The following is an 18,319-nucleotide window of genomic DNA, read 5'->3' on the forward strand; positions in this document are numbered from 1 at the left end:
CGTTGCAGCGCTGCCGCGAGACGCTGCGGCCGCTGCTCGCCGCGCGCCCCGGGCTGCCGCTGCACACCGAGGACCGCGTCACCGAGTGCGACTACGGCGACTGGTCCGGCCGCAAGCTCGCGGAGCTGAACGACGAGCCGCTGATGGAGGTCGTCCAGGGCCACCCGTCGGCCGCCGCCTTCCCCGGCGGCGAGTCGATGCGGGCCATGCAGGACCGCGCGGTGGCCGCCGTCCGCGACTGGAACGAGCGGATCGGCGCCGCCCACGGGCCCGAGGCCGCCTACGTCATGTGCTCGCACGGCGATGTCATCAAGGCCCTCGTCGCCGACGCGCTCGGCCTGCACCTCGACCTCTTCCAGCGGATCTCCGTCGAACCCTGCTCGGTGACGGTGATCCGCTACACCCGGCTGCGGCCCTTCCTCGTACGCCTCGGCGACACCGGTGACCTCGCCACCCTGGTGCCCCGCGAGGACACGGCGCCCGGCCCGGAGCGGGACGCGGCCGTCGGGGGCGGTGCGGGAGCACCGTGATCAGCGGGCGCAGTAGGCTGGTGCGACGGCGCTGAACGCCATGCCTCTGCGATCCGCTCAGTGACCGCAGGACCCAGCCACCGCAGTGCCCCCCGCAGTCGAGCAATCGGAGCAGGACCTTGTCCCGTCAGGTGTTCTTCTACGACGCGCCGGACCGCTTTGTCGCCGGTACGGTCGGGCTCCCTGGCCGCCGTAGCTTTTTCCTCCAGGCCACCGCGGCCGGCCGGACGACCAGCGTCGCCCTGGAGAAGACCCAGGTCGCCGCGCTCGCCGAACGCATCGACGAGCTGCTGGACGAGGTGGTGCGCCGCAGCGGGGGCAACGCCCCCGTCCCCGCCGTCGCCCCCGCGGAGCTGGCCGACACCGCCCCGCTGGAGTCGCCGGTCGAGGAGGAGTTCCGGGTCGGCACCATGGCGCTGGCCTGGGACGGCGAGGCCCAGCGCATGATCGTGGAGGCGCAGGCCCTGGTCGAGCTGGACGCCGAGAGCGACGAGGACCTCGCCGCCGCCGAGGAGCGCCTGCTCCAGGACGACGAGAACGGCCCGCCGATGCTGCGGGTGCGCCTCACCGGCACCATGGCCAGGGCGTTCGCCAAGCGCGCCCTGGAGGTCGTCAACGCCGGGCGCCCCCCGTGCCCGCTGTGCAGCCTGCCGCTCGACCCGGAGGGACACGTATGTCCGCGACAGAACGGATACCGGCGGGACGCCTGAGTCCCGTGGAGCCCGGCGGGCCCCGTCCGCCCGGCCCCTCCGGCGGCGGCGCGGCACCCGACCCCGCCGCTGCCCGGCTCGCCGAGGGCGAACTGACCGTCCGCGGACGCGTCCGCCAGGCGTCCAACGCCGTGCTCTACTGCACCCTCGCCGACGGGGACGGCGCCCTCCCCGTCGTCTACAAGCCCGTCGCCGGGGAACGCCCGCTGTGGGACTTCCCGGACGGCACCCTCGCGCAGCGCGAGGTCGCCGCCTACGAGATCTCCCGCGCCACCGGCTGGGACCTCGTCCCCGCCACCGTGCTGCGCGACGGCCCCTACGGCACCGGCATGGTCCAGGAGTGGATCGAGGCGCCCGACGGGGACGAGGAGCTCCCCGAGCTGCTGGCACTGGTCGACGGGGACGAGCCGGGGCCGGGCTGGAAGGCGGTCGGCCTCGCGGAGACCGGAGGGGACCGCCCGGCGCTGTTGGTGCACGCCGACGACCCGCGGCTGCGCCGGCTCGCCGTACTCGACGCGGTGATCAACAACGGGGACCGCAAGGGAGGGCATCTGCTGCCCGCGGCCGGTGGCCGGATCTTCGCCATCGACCACGGAGTGACCTTCCACGCCGACGACAGGCTGCGCACCCTGCTGTGGGGCTGGGCGGGGGAGCCGCTGACCGAGGAGGCGCTGGAGGTGCTGCGCGGTCTGCGCGACGCGCTCGCGGCGGGCCGCCCGCTCGCCGTCCGCCTCGCCGCCCTGCTCACGGACGCCGAGACGGACGCGCTGCGGGCGCGGGTGGACGCGCTGCTGGAGAGCGGACGCCATCCGGCGCCGGGCGGGCAGTGGCCGCCGATCCCCTGGCCGCCGGTCTGAGCCGGACACCGGGGCGGGCGCGGACCGCACACTCCGGCGCGGAACACAAGAGCGCCTTTCCGGCCGAGACGGCAGGTCCGGTTCGTATCCGGAACATGCGTCCGGTTACGCTCAGGACATGCATGCTTGGCCCGCTTCCGAGGTCCCCGCCCTGCCCGGCCAGGGCCGCGACCTGAGGATCCACGACACCGCGACCGGCGGGAGGGTGACCCTCACCCCCGGTCCCGTCGCCCGCATCTACGTCTGCGGCATCACGCCGTACGACGCCACCCACATGGGGCACGCGGCGACCTACAACGCGTTCGACCTCGTCCAGCGCGTGTGGCTCGACACGAAGCGCCAGGTCCACTACGTGCAGAACGTCACCGACGTCGACGACCCGCTGCTGGAGCGGGCCGTGGCCACCGGCGAGGACTGGACGGCGCTCGCCGAGCGCGAGACCGCCCTGTTCCGCGAGGACATGACGGCCCTGCGGATGCTGCCGCCCCGCCACTACGTCGGCGCCGTCGAGGCCATACCGCGCATCGTCCCGCTCGTCGAGCGGCTGCGCGAGGCCGGCGCCGCCTACGAACTCGACGGCGACATCTACTTCTCCGTCGAGTCCGACACCCACTTCGGCGAGGTCTCCGGACTCGACGCCGCGACCATGCGTCACCTGTCCGCCGAACGCGGCGGCGACCCGGACCGCGAGGACAAGAAGAACCCCCTCGACCCGATGCTGTGGATGGCCGCCCGCGAGGGCGAGCCGAGCTGGGACGGCGGCTCCCTCGGCCGCGGCCGCCCGGGCTGGCACATCGAGTGCGTCGCCATCGCCCTCGAACACCTCGGCATGGGCTTCGACGTCCAGGGCGGCGGCTCCGACCTCGCCTTCCCGCACCACGAGATGGGCGCCTCGCACGCCCAGGCCCTCACCCGGCAGCACCCCTTCGCCCAGGCGTACGTCCACGCCGGCATGGTGGCGCTGGACGGCGAGAAGATGTCCAAGTCCCGCGGCAACCTCGTCTTCGTCTCCCAGGTGCGGCGCGACGGCACCGACCCGGCGGCGATCCGCCTGGCGCTGCTGGCGCACCACTACCGCGCCGACTGGGAGTGGACCGACACGGTGCTGGAGGAGGCCGTGGCGCGGCTGGCGCGCTGGCGCGCCGCCGTCTCGCGCCCCGACGGCCCGTCCGCCGACGCCCTCCTGGAGGAGATCCGCACGGCGCTCGCCGACGACCTGGACGCGCCGGCGGCCCTGGCGGCCGTCGACCGCTGGGCCGCGGCCCAGGAGAGCGGGGGCGGCACCGACGAGGGCGCGCCCGGCCTGGTGTCCCGCGCCGTCGACGCCCTGCTGGGCGTGGCGCTGTGACGGTGCGCTGAACCCGCCGCGCACGCGGAAGGGGGCGCTCCGCCGTGACGGCGGGGCGCCCCCTTCTCCTTGCCCTGATCCGGCGCGCCGTCAGGCGCCCCCGTCGCGCGGGCCGTTCTCCGGCCGGTCGCCGTCCTGGCCCCCGTCCGGGGAGGCGGACTCCGCCGGGTCCTCGGACGCCGGGGAACCGGCGGACCGGGGTCTGCGCGCCGGCTCCTCGTCCTGCGCGCCGGGCCCGTCAGCGCCGGGGGCCTTCGTCTCCCGGGACTCCTTGCCCGTGACACGGGTACGGCGGGAGAGGCCGGTGCCCGGCTCGCGGGCGCGGCCGTCGGCCACCGGGCCCTCGGCGCCCACGCCCGGACCCGGCTGCGGGTCACGGCGCCGCAGATAACGTTCGAACTCGCGGGCGATGGCCTCGCCGGACGCCTCCGGCAGGTCCGCGGTGTCCCGCGCCTCCTCCAGCGACTGCACGTACTCGGCGACCTCACTGTCCTCGGCCGCGAGCTGGTCCACCCCGCGCTGCCAGGCGCGGGCGTCCTCGGTCAGGTCGCCCAGCGGGACGCGGACGCCCAGCAGGTCCTCCAGCCGGTTGAGGAGCGCCAGCGTCGCCTTCGGGTTGGGCGGCTGGGACACGTAGTGGGGGACCGCGGCCCACAGGGTCACCGCGGGCACCCCGGCGTGGGTGCACGCCTCCTGGAGGACGCCGACGATGCCGGTGGGGCCCTCGTAACGGGACTCCTCCAGGTCCAGCCGGGTGGCGAGGTCCGCGTCGGAGGTCACCGCGCTGACCGGGACGGGGCGGGTGTGCGGGGTGTCGCCGAGCAGCGCGCCCAGCAGTACCAGCATCTCCGCGCCCAGCTCATGGGCGAGGGCGAGCAGTTCGTTGCAGAACGAACGCCAGCGCATGCTCGGTTCGATGCCGCGCACCAGGACCAGGTCGCGGGGGCGTCCCTTGCCGTCGGCGTCGCCGACGCGGACGACGGACAGCCGGGTCGTCGGCCAGGTGATCTTGCGGACACCGCCCTCCAGGAAGATGGTGGGGCGGTTGACCTGGAAGTCGTAGTAGTCCTCCGCGTCCAGCGCGGCGAACACCTTGCCCTGCCACTCCCGGTCCAGATGCGCGACCGCGGCGGAGGCGGCGTCACCGGCGTCGTTCCAGCCCTCGAACGCGGCCACCATGACCGGGTCGACCAGCTCGGGAACCCCGTCGAGCTCGATCACCCAGTGCCTCCTTCCGGCCGGCCGCACCGCCTCGGACGGCGGCCGGCAGCAGTTTCCTTGCGTGCGTTCCCCACCCTACGGGGTCCCCGCCGCGCGCCCGTATCCCCTTCAGGGCGGCGGTTTCCCGCCACCGGGCCGCCCCGCGGGCACGGCGGAGGGGCGGCCCCGCGAACGGGAGCCGCCCCTCGCGCGGACGGGTCAGCCGCGGAGCATGTCCTCCACCTTGGCGCGGACGTCCTCGCCGTCCAGACCGCGGATCGTCAGCGTGGTGCGGCGGCGCAGCACGTCGTCGGCGGTCTCGGCCCACTCGTGGTCACGGGCGTAGGCGACCTGGGCCCAGATCTCCGGCGCGTCGGGGTGGACGCGCTCGGCGAGCGCCGGGTCCTCGTTCGCCAGGCGGGCGATGTCGAAGGCCAGCGAACCGTAGTGCGTGGCGAGGTGCCGCGCGGTCTCCGGGGCCATCTGCTTGCCGGGCGCGTCGACCAGCAGCCGGTGGGCGACCGCGTTCGGGTTGGCGATGCCGGGCAGCGGCAGCTTCTTCGGCAGACGCGACATCGGCTCCATGTCACCGGCCAGCGGGGTGCCGGGCAGCGCCGCGAGCTTGTTCATGATGGTGCGGCCGATGTGCCGGAACGTCGTCCACTTGCCGCCCGCCACCGACAGCATCCCGCCGCTGCCCTCGGTCACGACCGTCTCGCGCTTGGCCTTGGAGGTGTCGCCGGGGCCGCCGGGCAGCACCCGCAGACCGGCGAACGCGTAGGTGATCAGGTCGCGGGAGAGCTGCTGGTCGCGGACGGAGAAGGCGGCCTCGTCCAGGATCTGGGTGATGTCCTTCTCGTTGACCTCGACCTTCGCCGGGTCGCCCTCGTACTCCTCGTCCGTGGTGCCCAGCAGCAGCATGTCCTCCCAGGGGAGGGCGAAGGTGATGCGGTACTTGTCGATCGGCGTGGCCAGCGCGGCCTTCCACGGGGAGGTCCGCTTGAGGACCAGGTGGGCGCCCTTCGACAGACGGATGGACGGGGCCGCGGCCGGGTCCTCCATCTTCCGCAGGTGGTCCACCCACGGGCCGGTGGCGTTGAGCACCAGACGGGCGTTGACGCCGAACTCCTCGCCGCCGAGGCGGTCCTTCAGCTCGGCACCGGTGACCCGGCCCTGGGTGAAGCGCAGCCCGGTGACCTCGGCGTGGTTGAGGACCGTGGCGCCGGCCGCGACGGCGGCGCGGACGGTCATCAGCGCCATCCGGGAGTCGTTCATCTGGTCGTCGCCGTACACGGCCACGGCCTTGAGGTTCTCGGTCCGCAGCTCCGGCACGTCACGCTGCGCCTTGGCCGGGGATATGACGTGCCCGACGCCGTCACCGAAGGCGGACAGCGCGGAGTAGGCGAACACGCCGGCGCCGAGCTTGGCCGCGCCGTGCGGGCCGCCCTTGTAGACGGGCAGGTAGAAGGTGAGGGGGTTGGAGAGGTGCGGCGCGACCTCACGGGAGACCGCGCGCCGCTCGAAGTGATTCTCCGCCACCAGCTTGACCGCACCGGTCTGCAGGTAGCGCAGACCGCCGTGCAGCAGCTTGGAGGAGGCGGAGGAGGTGGCGCCGGCGAAGTCGCCGGCGTCCACCAGGGCCACCCGCAGTCCGGCCTGCGCGGCGTGCCAGGCGGTGGAGATGCCCAGGATGCCGCCGCCGATCACCAGGAGGTCGTACGTCGCCCTCGACAGCTGCTCCCGGGTCTCGGCGCGGCTCGGGAGACAGCCGTCGGCCGGGTGCGTCCCGAGTGCCGGGACGCTCTGCAGGGTGCTCATGATGTGCTCCTCGTCAGCTCTCGTCGTCGATCCAGCCCATGGTCCGCTCGACGGCCTTGAGCCAGTTCTTGTACTCGCGGTCACGGGTGGCCGCTTCCATGCGGGGGGTCCATTCGGCGGCCCGGCGCCAGTTGGCACGCAGTTCGTCGGTGCTGGACCAGAAGCCGACGGCCAGTCCGGCCGCGTAGGCAGCGCCGAGGCAGGTCGTCTCGGCGACCATGGGGCGCACCACCGGCGCGTCCAGGAAGTCCGAGATGGTCTGCATCAGCAGGTTGTTGGAGGTCATGCCGCCGTCGACCTTCAGTGCGGTCAGGTCGACGCCGGAGTCCTTGGTCATGGCGTCGGTGATCTCGCGGGTCTGCCAGGCGGTGGCCTCAAGAACGGCGCGGGCGATGTGCGCCTTGGTGACGTAACGGGTCAGACCGGCGATCACACCGCGCGCGTCCGACCGCCAGTAGGGGGCGAACAGACCCGAGAACGCGGGCACGAAGTAGGCGCCGCCGTTGTCCTCGACCGTGCTGGCCAGCGTCTCGATCTCGGCCGCGGAGTTGATCAGGCCCATCTGGTCGCGCATCCACTGCACCAGCGAACCGGTGACGGCGATCGACCCTTCGAGGGCGTAGACCGGCTCCTGGTCACCGATGCGGTAGCCGACCGTGGTGAGCAGCCCGTTGTAGGAGTTGACCGGCTGGTGGCCGGTGTTCATCAGCATGAAGGTGCCGGTGCCGTAGGTGGACTTGGCCTCGCCCTGCTCGAAACAGGTCTGGCCGAACAGCGCGGCCTGCTGGTCGCCGAGGGCGGACGCGACGGGCACGCCCGCGAGGACGCCGCCCGCGGTGATGCCGTAGACCTCGGCGGACGACTTGATCTCGGGCAGCACCGCGGCCGGGATCTCCAGGGAGTGGAGGATCTTCTCGTCCCACGCCAGGGTGTGGAGGTTCATCAGCAGGGTGCGCGAGGCGTTGGTGACGTCGGTGACGTGCACACCGCCGTTGACGCCACCGGTGAGGTTCCAGATGACCCAGGAGTCCATGGTGCCGAAGAGGATGTCGCCGCGCTCGGCGCGCTCGCGCAGCCCCTCGACGTTGTCCAGCAGCCAGCGGACCTTCGGGCCGGCGAAGTACGAGGCCAGCGGCAGGCCGGTCTCACGGCGGAAACGGTCCTGCCCGACGTTGCGGCCCAGCTCCTTGCAGAGACCGTCGGTGCGGGTGTCCTGCCAGACGATGGCGTTGTGGACCGGTTCACCCGTGTGGCGGTCCCACATCAGCGTGGTCTCGCGCTGGTTGGTGATGCCGATCGCCTTGACGTCGGCGGCCGTGATCCCGGCCTTCTCCACGGCGCCGGCCACGACCTGCTGGACGTTCGCCCAGATCTCGGTGGCGTCGTGCTCGACCCAGCCCGGCTTGGGGAAGATCTGCTCGTGCTCCTTCTGGTCGACGGAGACGATGCGGCCGTCCCGGTCGAAGACGATGCAGCGGCTGGAGGTCGTGCCTTGGTCGATGGCCGCGATGAACGGGCCGTGGCCGTGGGAGGAGGTGCCGGGGGTGTCGCTCATGGTGTGTGCTCCTGAAAGCTCTGTGGGGGCGGGGTGCGGGACGGGGACGCGGCTCACGCGAACGCCAGTTGGTAGACGCCTCCGGCGATGGCTCCGCCGATCAGCGGGCCGACCACCGGGATCCAGGCGTAGCCCCAGTCTGAACCGCCCTTGTTCGGCAGCGGCAGCAACGCGTGCACGATGCGCGGGCCGAGGTCGCGGACGGGGTTGATGGCGTAGCCGGTCGGGCCGCCCAGCGACAGGCCGATGCCGACGACGACCAGCGCGACCAGCAGCGCGCCGATCGGGCCGACGCCCTTGCCGTTGTCGCTCAGGCCCAGGCAGAGGATCGCCAGCACGAGCACGATGGTGGCGATGATCTCCGTGACCAGGTTCTGCACCGCGTTGCGGATCTCCGGGCCGGTCGAGAAGATCCCGAGAACCGGGCCGGCCTTGGGCGCCGCCTTGGGGTCGACCATGCCCTCCTGGCCGGTGTGGTCCGCCAGCACCTCGGGGTCGGTCAGATGGGCCTTGAAGTGGCCGTAGTACGCGAGCCAGACCAGCACCGCGCCGATCATCGCGCCGAGCATCTCACCGGCGAAGTACACCGGTACCTGGCTCCACGGGATGCCGCCCTTGACGGCGATGCCGACGGTCACCGCCGGGTTGAGGTGCGCACCGGACTTCGTGCCGATGTACGCGCCCGTGAGGACGGCGAAGCCCCACCCGAAGGTGATGGCCACCCATCCGGCGTTGAACGCCTTTGATCGCTTGAGCGTGACGGCGGCGCAGACGCCGCCGCCGAGCAGGATCAGTACAGCGGTACCGATGGTCTCGCTGATGAAGATGTCGGAGCTGGACACCCGCGACTCCTTTGTCCTTCGTCCAGGGGAAGGCGGACCCCCGGGACGTTCCGGTGGTCCGCGCCCTCCGAGAGGGCGGTGGTCGGCCCACGGCACTGCTCCACCATAGCGAATATTGTCGTGAAGTGTTCGACAATGCCGACCGACGAACGGCAGTGTTGTTGAACGCTCGGACCCCGTCAAGGGTTCGATGGCGGAAAATCTCGGTGAACATTTCACCCAGATCGGGATCAGAAACGCCCAGCGCCCAGATCACGGGACACCGCACGCGCGCAATCCCGCACCGAAGCGACGATTTCCGGCCTCAGTTCGCCGCCTTCGCACACACGCTCCACCGCTCCTGTGATGCCCACCGCACCCACCGGCATGCGCCGCCGGTCGTGGATCGGCGCGGCCACCGACGCCACCCCGTCCCACGTCTCCTCGACGTCGGCGGCCCAGCCGCGCGCCCGGGTCAGCTCCAGCAGCGTCTCGAACTCCTTCTCCCCGGTCACCGTCCGCACCGTGAGCGCCTCCCGCGTGACCTCGGCGACCTCGCTGTGCGCCACCGGGTCGTAGGCGCACAGCACCTTGCCCAGCGCCGTGCTGTACAGCGGCTGCATCGCGCCGACCTCCAGCACCTGACGGCTGTCGTCGGGCCGGAAGACGTGGTGCACGATGAGCACCCCCTGCTGATGCAGTACGCCCAGGTAGACGCTTTCTCCGCTGGAGCGCGCCAGATCGTCGGCCCACACCAGGGCGCGGGCGCGCAGCTCGTGTACGTCCAGATAGCTGTTGCCGAGCCGCAGCAGCTCCGCGCCCAGCTGGTAGCGGCCGGACGCCGGGTCCTGCTCGACGAAACCCTCCTGCTGGAGCGTGCGCAGGATGCCGTGCGTGGTGCCCTTGGCCAGTCCGATGGCGGAGGAGATGTCGGACAGTCCCAGCCGCCTCTCCCCGCCGGCCAGCAGCCGTAGTACCGAGGCGGCTCGCTCCAGCGACTGGATGGTGCGTGCCATCGGGCAACCTCCGTAGTAAGCAGTTCGACAATGCTGAACGATATCGGCCCATGCCGACCAGGGGCAGTCCGCGTGCGCCGACCTGATCATGGCTGGTGATCACTGTCCGGAGTCATCCGGCCGTCCACACACCGGGACGGGGCGCCCACGGCGGCGTACCGGCGGTTAGGCTGGCCGGGTGCGCCCTCCACCGGGGAGTGCAAAGCCGACAGCCGTCGCAACCAGGGGAGCATCTCCATGGCCTCGTTCACGCCCACGTCCACCGGCACCTCCCGCGTCGCGGCCCTGAGGGAGGCACTCGCCTCCCGTGTGGTCGTCGCCGACGGGGCGATGGGCACGATGCTCCAGGCACAGGACCCCTCGCTCGACGACTTCCAGCAGCTGGAGGGCTGCAACGAGGTCCTCAACGTCACCCGGCCCGACATCGTGCGCTCGGTGCACGAGGCGTACTACGAGGTCGGCGTGGACTGCGTCGAGACCAACACCTTCGGCGCCAACCACGCGGCGCTGGGCGAGTACGACATCCCCGAGCGGGTCTTCGAGCTCTCCGAGGCGGGCGCCCGCATCGCCCGCGAGACCGCCGACGCCTTCACCGCCTCCACCGGGCAGCAGCGCTGGGTCCTCGGCTCCATGGGCCCCGGCACCAAGCTGCCCACCCTCGGCCACGTCGACTACCGCACCCTGCGCGACGCCTACCAGCGCAACGCCGAGGGCCTGATCAGCGGCGGCGCCGACGCCCTGCTCGTCGAGACCACCCAGGACCTGCTCCAGACCAAGGCCGCCGTCCTCGGCGCCCGCCGCGCCCTCGACGCCACCGGCACCGCCCTCCCGGTGATCTGCTCGGTCACCGTCGAGACCACCGGCACCATGCTCCTCGGCTCCGAGATCGGCGCCGCGCTCACCGCGCTGGAGCCGCTGGGCATCGACATGATCGGCCTGAACTGCGCCACCGGCCCCGCCGAGATGAGCGAGCACCTGCGCCACCTCTCGCGGCACTCGCGCGTCCCGCTGTCGTGCATGCCGAACGCCGGTCTGCCGGTCCTCGGCAAGGACGGCGCCCACTACCCGCTGACCGCCGCCGAGCTGGCCGAGGCCCAGCAGACCTTCGTCGCCGAGTACGGCCTCTCGCTGGTCGGCGGCTGCTGCGGCACCACCCCCGAGCACCTGCGGCAGGTCGTCGAGCGGGTGCGCGGTCTGACCCCGCCCGCCCGCGACCCGCGCCCCGAGCCGGGCGCCGCCTCGCTCTACCAGACCGTGCCGTTCCGCCAGGACACCTCCTACCTGGCGATCGGCGAGCGCACCAACGCCAACGGCTCGAAGAAGTTCCGAGAGGCGATGCTGGAGGGCCGCTGGGACGACTGCGTGGAGATGGCCCGCGACCAGATCCGCGAGGGCGCCCACATGCTCGACCTGTGCGTCGACTACGTCGGCCGGGACGGCGTGCGCGACATGGAGGAGCTGGCCGGCCGCTTCGCCACCGCCTCCACCCTGCCCGTCGTCCTCGACTCCACCGAGCTGGACGTGCTGCGCGCCGGACTGGAGAAGCTGGGCGGCCGCGCCGTCATCAACTCCGTCAACTACGAGGACGGCGACGGGCCCGAGTCCCGGTTCGCGAAGGTCACCGCGCTCGCCGCCGAGCACGGCGCCGCGCTGATCGCGCTGACCATCGACGAGGAGGGCCAGGCCCGCACCGCCGAGCACAAGGTCGCCGTCGCCGAGCGCCTCATCGCCGACCTCACCGGGAACTGGGGCATCCGCGAGTCCGACATCCTCGTCGACTGCCTCACCTTCACCATCTGCACCGGCCAGGAGGAGTCCCGCCGCGACGGTATCGCCACCATCGAGGCGATCCGGGAACTGAAGCGGCGCCACCCCGAGGTCCAGACCACCCTCGGCCTGTCCAACATCTCCTTCGGCCTCAACCCGGCCGCCCGCATCGTGCTGAACTCCGTCTTCCTCGACGAGTGCGTCAAGGCGGGCCTGGACTCCGCGATCGTCCACGCCTCGAAGATCCTGCCGATCGCCCGCCTCGACGAGGAGCAGGTCAAGGTCGCCCTCGACCTGGTCCACGACCGCCGCGCCGAGGGCTACGACCCGTTGCAGCGGCTGATGGAGCTGTTCGAGGGCGCCACCGCCACCTCTCTCAAGGCCGGCAAGGCCGAGGAACTGGCCGCCCTCCCGCTGGAGGAGCGCCTGCGCCGGCGCATCATCGACGGCGAGAAGAACGGCCTGGAGGCCGACCTGGACGCGGCGCTGACGGAACGTCCGGCGCTGGACATCGTCAACGACACCCTCCTGGAGGGCATGAAGGTCGTCGGCGACCTCTTCGGCTCCGGCCAGATGCAGCTGCCGTTCGTCCTCCAGTCCGCGGAGGTCATGAAGAGCGCGGTCGCCCATCTGGAACCGCACATGGAGAAGGTCGAGGACGGCGGCGCGGGCAAGGGCACCATCGTGCTCGCCACCGTCCGCGGCGACGTCCACGACATCGGCAAGAACCTCGTCGACATCATCCTGTCCAACAACGGCTACACCGTCGTCAACCTCGGCATCAAGCAGCCGGTCTCGGCCATCCTGGAGGCCGCCGAGGAACACCGCGCCGACGTCATCGGCATGTCCGGCCTGCTGGTCAAGTCCACGGTGATCATGAAGGAGAACCTGGAGGAGCTCAACCAGCGCAAGATGGCCGCCGACTACCCCGTCATCCTCGGTGGCGCCGCCCTCACCCGCGCCTACGTCGAACAGGACCTGCACGAGATCTACGAGGGCGAGGTCCGCTACGCCCGCGACGCGTTCGAGGGCCTGCGCCTGATGGACGCCCTCGTCGCCGTCAAGCGCGGCGTCCCCGGCGCCACCCTGCCCGAGCTCAAGCAGCGCCGGGTGCCCAAGCGGGAGGCCGCCGTCCTGGAGGCCGACGAACCCGAGGGCTCCGTCCGCTCGGACGTGGCCACCGACAACCCGGTGCCGACCCCGCCGTTCTGGGGCACCCGCGTGGTCAAGGGCATCCAGCTCGCCGACTACGCCTCCTGGCTGGACGAGGGCGCGCTGTTCAAGGGCCAGTGGGGCCTCAAGCAGAACAGGACCGGCGACGGTCCGACGTACGAGGAGCTGGTGGAGACCGAGGGCCGCCCCCGGCTGCGCGGCTGGCTCGACAAGCTCCAGACGGAGAACCTGCTGGAGGCCGCCGTCGTCCACGGCTACTTCCGCTGCGTCTCCAAGGGCGAGGACCTGATCCTGCTGAACGAGGACGGCAGCGAGAGCACCCGCTTCACCTTCCCCCGCCAGCGCCGGGGCCGGCGGCTGTGCCTGGCCGACTTCTTCCGGCCGGAGGAGTCCGGTGAGACGGATGTCGTCGGCCTCCAGGTCGTCACCGTCGGCTCGAAGATCGGCGCCGCCACCGCGGAGCTGTTCCAGGCCGACTCCTACCGCGACTACCTCGAACTGCACGGCCTGTCCGTCCAGCTCGCCGAGGCGCTGGCCGAGTACTGGCACGCCCGGGTCCGCGCCGAGCTGGGCTTCGGCGGGGAGGACCCGGCCGACGTCGAGGACATGTTCGCCCTCAAGTACCGCGGCGCGCGCTTCTCGCTCGGCTACGGCGCCTGCCCGGACCTGGAGGACCGCGCCAAGATCGCCACGCTGCTGCGGCCCGAGCGCATCGGCGTCGAGCTGTCCGAGGAGTACCAGCTCCACCCGGAGCAGTCCACGGACGCCATCGTCATCCACCACCCGGAGGCGAAGTACTTCAACGCGCGGTAGCGCCGGCGGGCGGGGAGCCCGGGCCGGTTTCCCCCGGCTTCCCGTCCGGCCGCCCGGCGCTCCGGCGCCGCGCGTCGTACACTGGTCGGTCCGGAAGCGGCCGGTCGCACCCCCACCCCGGGGCGGCGACCGGCCCTTTTGCCCCCTGGGGGACGACCCGACGGAGGTGGATGGATGACCAGCGGCATTCCCGTGGCCGGCACCCGTACGGCAGGGGAGGCGGCACTCCAGGCCGTCTTCCTCGACCTGGACGGCACCCTCGTCGACACCGAGGGCTTCTGGTGGGAGACGGAGACCGAGGTCTTCGCCGAACTGGGCCATGTCCTGGACGACGCCCACCGCGAGGTCGTGGTCGGCGGCCCGATGACCCGCAGCGCCGGCTACCTCATCCGGGCCACCGGCGCCCGGATCGGTCTGGCCGAGCTGAGCGGACTGCTCAACGCGCGCTTCGCCGCCCGCATCGGGCACGGCGTGCCGCTGATGCCCGGCGCCCGCCGGCTGCTGGCCGAACTCGCCGCCCACCACGTGCCCACCGCGCTGGTCTCCGCCTCCCACCGCACGATCATCGACCGGATACTGCACTGGCTGGGCGCCGACAACTTCCGGCTGACCCTCGCCGGGGACGAGGTGCCCCGCACCAAGCCGCACCCCGACCCGTATCTGACGGCGGCGGCACGGCTGGGTGTGGACCCGGCCCGCTGCGCGGTCGTGGAGGACACCATGACCGGCGTACGGGCGGGGGAGGCCGCGGGCTGCCGGGTCGTCGCGGTGCCGTCGGTGACGCCGATCCCGGCCGCCGGCGGACGCACCGTGGTGCGTTCCCTCGAAGAAGTCGATCTTTCATTTCTGCGGGCACTCATCACGGAAAGCCGTTGAGGACGCACCGAGCGTGCCGCGCGGAAGTCCGCCGAAACCCACGGGAGCGGAGCGCTCATTTTCCGTGACGAATGCACGGTCGAATTCCCGCACCCCTACACCTCTCCGGGCGCGTGACGTTTCTCACGCGCCATGCCGTCGACAGACGCCCCGTCAGGTGTTCCGCACGGGCATTTCCGCGAGGTGCACGGGGGTAAGTGTCCGGATTGATGGAGCGACGTACGAATCGTTCCCTCGTCCGAATAGCGGTCATTCCGGCACCGTTATCCCGTGGCGATATCGCTGCAACTCCGGCGGGTCCGTACCCGGCTGACCACCCCTACTAATCTCGTCGCGAGCAACACCTCCGCGGATAAGGAACCTGCCGACGATGAATCGCAAGACCTTGGTGCTGCCGGTCCTGGCCGGTCTGCTCGCCCCCGCCCTCGCCGCCTGCGGCGGCCCGGGTGACGAGGGCGCAAGCGGCAACCCGATCGTCGTCGGCGTCGCCACCCAGATCGAGGCCACCAAGGACGCCCCGGCCCCGCTGGACCCGGCGCAGGTGTACGACATCGACGGCATGAACGTCCTGCACGGCGTCTTCCAGACGCTGATGCGGCTGCCGAGGACCGGCACCGCGGCGGTGCCCGAGGCCGCCGAGTCCTGTTCGTTCCGCGACACCCGCAACGAGCAGTACCGCTGCACCCTGCGCAGCGGTCTCACGTTCTCCAACGGCCACCCGGTGACCGCGCGGGACGTCAAGCAGTCCTTCGACCGGGTCACCGCCATCAACTACGCGAACGGCCCGTCCTCCCTGCTCAGCGGCATCGACACGGTGGAGACGCCGAGCGACAAGGAGGTGGTCTTCCACCTCAAGAAGCCCGACGCCACCTTCCCGCAGAAGCTGGCCACCCCCGCCGCCTCCATCGTCGACAGCCGGGTCTACCCCAAGGACCGCCTCCTCAAGGGCTTCGAGGCCGTCGGCTCCGGCCCGTACACGCTCAAGGCCGAGCGGAACGGAAACCGCGTCACCAAGGTCGTCTTCACCAAGAATCCCGACTACAAGGGCGGGATCAAGACCGAGAACGACAAGATCGCGATGCGGTTCTTCGACGACGCCGAGGACATGGACCACGCGCTGCGTTCCGGTGAGATCGACCTGATGAACCGCGGCCTGTCGCCCGATCAGGTCAAGGGCCTCCAGAACTCCGACGACAAGAACCTCGTCCTCCAGGAGATGCCGGGCCAGGAAATCCGCTACCTCGTCTTCAACACCAACCACCCCTCGGTCTCCGACAAGGCCGTACGGCAGGCGATGGCCCAGCTCGTCAACCGCGCGGCACTGGTGCGCGACGTCTACGACTACACCGGCGACCCGCTCTATTCGCTCGTACCGACCGGCCTCACCGGTCACATCAACTCTTTCTTCACCAAGTACGGCAATCCCAGCGTTCCCAACGCCCGGAAGATCCTCGAACAGGCCGGTGTCCACACCCCGGTGAAGGTCACGCTGACGTATTCCAAGAACCACTACGGCGCCGGCACCGGCAAGGAATTCCGCGCCCTCCAGAAGCAGCTGAACGACAGCAAGCTCTTCGACGCCGACGTCCGCGCCGTCGACAACTGGCAGCAGTTCCGCACCGACAGCACCGAGGGCAAGTACGCCGTCTACGGCATGGGCTGGTTCCCGGACATCCCCGACGTCGACAACTACATCGCGCCGTTCCTCGGCAAGGGCAACTTCCTCAGCTCCCCCTACCGCAACTCCGCCATCGAGTCCCAGCTCATCCCGGCCACCCGCCGCCAGAGCGACCGCAACGCCGCCGCCTCGGACTTCAAGAAGGCGCAGAACATCGTCGCCGACGACGTGCCGATCCTCCCGCTGTGGCAGGGCAAGCAGTACGTCGCCGCCCGCAACGACATCACCGGCGTCGAATGGGCGCTCAACTCCTCCTCCACGCTCCAGATCTGGGAGCTCGGACGGGGCGTCGGCACCAACTGACACGCAGCACAGCACCCCCGCGGCCGTCCGCCGCGGGGGTGCTGTGTCGTATGAGGGGGAGACCCCCGGTTACTGCGCGCCGGGGCGCACCAGCCCGCTCTCGTACGCGTAGACCGCCGCCTGCACCCGGTCACGCAGGCCCAGCTTCGTCAGCACATGGCCCACATGGGTCTTGACCGTCGTCTCGCTGACGAACAGGTCCGCCGCGATCTCCGCGTTCGACAGGCCCCGCGCCACCAGCTTCAGCACCTCGACCTCACGCTCGGTGAGGGTGTGCAGCGTGTCCGGCACCGGCTCCTCGCCCGACGGCAGATGCCCGGCGTACTTGTCCAGCAGCCGGCGGGTGATGCTCGGCGCGAGCATCGCCTCGCCCGCCGCCACCACCCGGATCGCCTGCACCAGCTCATGGGCCGGCGCGTCCTTGAGCAGAAAGCCGCTGGCCCCCGCCCGCAGCGCCTCGACCACGTACTCGTCCAGGTCGAAGGTGGTCAGCACCAGCACCTTCACCGGGCCGTCGTTCGACGGGCCGGTGATCTGCCGGGTCGCCTCGACCCCGTCCATCCGCGGCATCCGGATGTCCATCAGCACCACGTCGGGCTGGAGCGCGCGTACCTGGTCCAGCGCCTGGAGACCGTCACCGGCCTCGCCCACGACCGCCAGGTCCTGCTCGGCCTCCAGGATCATCCGGAAACCCGTACGCAGCAGCGGTTGGTCGTCGACCAGCAGGACGCGGATAGCCACGGCAACTCCTTCGTTAGATCGCCCCCATTCTGCCCTGCGCGGGCACCTGCCCGTCCGCCGGGCGGACCGGCAGCGGATAGGCCGGGGGAGTGCCGCCGAACTCCGGGCAGTGCGCCCGGTGGTCGCACCAGCCGCACAGCTTCGACGGCCGCGGCCGCCAGTCCCCGCTGTCCGTCGCCAGCTCGATGGCCTCCCACAACGCCAGCAGCTTCCGCTCCACCGCCCGCAGCTCGGCCTCGCCCGGGTCGTACGTCAGCACCTCACCGCTGCCCAGGTACACCAGCTGCAACCGGCGCGGCACCACACCGCGCAGCCGCCACACCACCAGGGCGTAGAACTTCATCTGGAACAGCGCGCTCTCCGCGAACTGCGGGCGCGGCGCCTTGCCCGTCTTGTAGTCCACGAGCCGTATCTCGCCCGTCGGCGCCACGTCCACCCGGTCGATGAACCCGCGCAGCCGCAGCCCGGACTCCAGCACCGTTTCCACGTACAGCTCGCGGTCGGCGGGCTCCAGACGCGTCGGGTCCTCCAGCGTGAACCACCGCTCCACCAGCGCCTCGGCGTCCGCGAGCCAGCCCGCCAGGCGCTGCCCGTCCGTGTCGTCCTCGAAGAGGCGGGCCAGCTCCGGCCGCTTGGCCAGCAGCTTCTCCCACTCGCCCGCGACCATCGCCCGCGCCCCGGGCGCCGTACGCCGCGCCGCCGGTGCGTCGAACAGACGTTCAAGTACCGCGTGCACCACCGTGCCCCGCGTCGCCGCCGCGCTCGGCTTCTCCGGCAGCTTGTCGATCACGCGGAAGCGGTAGAGCAGCGGGCACTGGAGGAAATCGCCCGCCCGCGACGGCGACAGCGCCCGCGGCCGCTCCGCGGTCACTCCCGCGCCGTCCCGCTCCCCGGGCGCCGCCGTGCCCGCCCCGGCCTTCTCCGTGCTCGTTCCCATGGCACACGACCCTACGGCCCGCCACCGACATCGCCCGCCACCCCGGCCCGCTCCGGGGGCCGCACCCGTGGTCATCACCACATTCCGCATACCATCGACGGCACCACCCTTCGCCCTGCATGATCGGAAGATCACGCCGAGCAGGCGCGAAGGCCGCAATTCGACGAGGGGACACC

General features: G+C 71.6%; 14 protein-coding genes. 7 read left to right on the forward strand and 7 right to left on the reverse strand.

All coding sequences use genetic code 11. The annotated features are described in order from the left end of the window. The 4 genes from AC51EU_RS07905 to mshC form a co-directional block, all read left to right on the forward strand. The coding region (locus tag AC51EU_RS07905) for an MSMEG_4193 family putative phosphomutase (protein WP_496265964.1) at positions 1-530 on the forward strand (530 nt) is incomplete at its 5' end. A gap of 119 nt (positions 531-649) precedes the next feature. Further along, positions 650-1,240, forward strand: a complete 591-nt coding sequence (locus AC51EU_RS07910; protein WP_496265965.1) for a DUF3090 domain-containing protein — start codon at positions 650-652, stop codon at positions 1,238-1,240. Further along, positions 1,204-2,097, forward strand: coding sequence for an SCO1664 family protein (locus tag AC51EU_RS07915; protein ID WP_496265966.1), 894 nt, complete (start codon positions 1,204-1,206; stop codon positions 2,095-2,097). The genes AC51EU_RS07910 and AC51EU_RS07915 overlap by 37 nt, the downstream gene beginning before the upstream one ends. A 118-nt stretch (positions 2,098-2,215) precedes the next feature. After that, on the forward strand, positions 2,216-3,445 hold the full coding sequence (gene mshC, locus AC51EU_RS07920; protein ID WP_496265967.1) for a cysteine--1-D-myo-inosityl 2-amino-2-deoxy-alpha-D-glucopyranoside ligase: 1,230 nt from the start codon (positions 2,216-2,218) through the stop codon (positions 3,443-3,445). A gap of 90 nt (positions 3,446-3,535) precedes the next feature. On the opposite strand, the gene AC51EU_RS07925 is transcribed toward mshC, so the two are convergent. From AC51EU_RS07925 to AC51EU_RS07945, 5 genes are all read right to left on the reverse strand, one after another. Beyond that, complete coding sequence (locus AC51EU_RS07925; protein WP_496265968.1) at positions 3,536-4,666, reverse strand: PAC2 family protein; 1,131 nt, start codon at positions 4,664-4,666, stop codon at positions 3,536-3,538. 198 nt (positions 4,667-4,864) lie between these two features. After that, positions 4,865-6,463, reverse strand: a complete 1,599-nt coding sequence (locus AC51EU_RS07930; protein ID WP_496265969.1) for a glycerol-3-phosphate dehydrogenase/oxidase — start codon at positions 6,461-6,463, stop codon at positions 4,865-4,867. A gap of 13 nt (positions 6,464-6,476) precedes the next feature. Further along, entirely contained in the window at positions 6,477-8,018 is a 1,542-nt protein-coding gene (gene glpK, locus AC51EU_RS07935; RefSeq protein WP_496265970.1) for a glycerol kinase GlpK, read from the reverse strand. A 53-nt stretch (positions 8,019-8,071) separates the two neighbouring features. After that, a complete protein-coding gene (locus AC51EU_RS07940; protein ID WP_496265971.1) occupies positions 8,072-8,860 on the reverse strand; it encodes an MIP/aquaporin family protein in 789 nt (262 codons plus the stop codon). Between the two features lie 230 nt (positions 8,861-9,090). Continuing rightward, complete coding sequence (locus tag AC51EU_RS07945; RefSeq protein WP_496265972.1) at positions 9,091-9,855, reverse strand: IclR family transcriptional regulator; 765 nt, start codon at positions 9,853-9,855, stop codon at positions 9,091-9,093. A gap of 237 nt (positions 9,856-10,092) precedes the next feature. Here AC51EU_RS07945 and metH point away from each other — a divergent pair, with 237 nt between their 5' ends. The 3 genes from metH (at position 10,093) to AC51EU_RS07960 (ending at position 16,465) form a co-directional block, all read left to right on the forward strand. Further along, a complete protein-coding gene (gene metH, locus AC51EU_RS07950) occupies positions 10,093-13,608 on the forward strand; it encodes a methionine synthase (protein WP_496265973.1) in 3,516 nt (1,171 codons plus the stop codon). Positions 13,609-13,782: 174 nt separating this feature from the next. Continuing rightward, positions 13,783-14,484, forward strand: a complete 702-nt coding sequence (locus AC51EU_RS07955) for an HAD family hydrolase (RefSeq protein ID WP_496265974.1) — start codon at positions 13,783-13,785, stop codon at positions 14,482-14,484. A gap of 370 nt (positions 14,485-14,854) precedes the next feature. Beyond that, positions 14,855-16,465: an ABC transporter substrate-binding protein gene (locus AC51EU_RS07960; protein ID WP_496265975.1), complete on the forward strand. Its 1,611-nt coding sequence runs from the start codon at positions 14,855-14,857 to the stop codon at positions 16,463-16,465. 69 nt (positions 16,466-16,534) lie between these two features. Here AC51EU_RS07960 and AC51EU_RS07965 read toward each other — a convergent pair whose 3' ends face one another. Next, positions 16,535-17,206 carry a response regulator gene (locus AC51EU_RS07965; protein WP_496265976.1) on the reverse strand — a complete coding sequence of 224 codons (672 nt, stop codon included), beginning with the start codon at positions 17,204-17,206 and terminating at the stop codon, positions 16,535-16,537. 13 nt (positions 17,207-17,219) lie between these two features. Beyond that, positions 17,220-18,143 (reverse strand): RecB family exonuclease, encoded by a 924-nt coding sequence (locus tag AC51EU_RS07970; RefSeq protein ID WP_496265977.1) that lies wholly within the window; start codon positions 18,141-18,143, stop codon positions 17,220-17,222. Positions 18,144-18,319: the final 176 nt, after the last annotated feature.

The organism is Candidatus Streptomyces philanthi, from assembly GCF_059553635.1.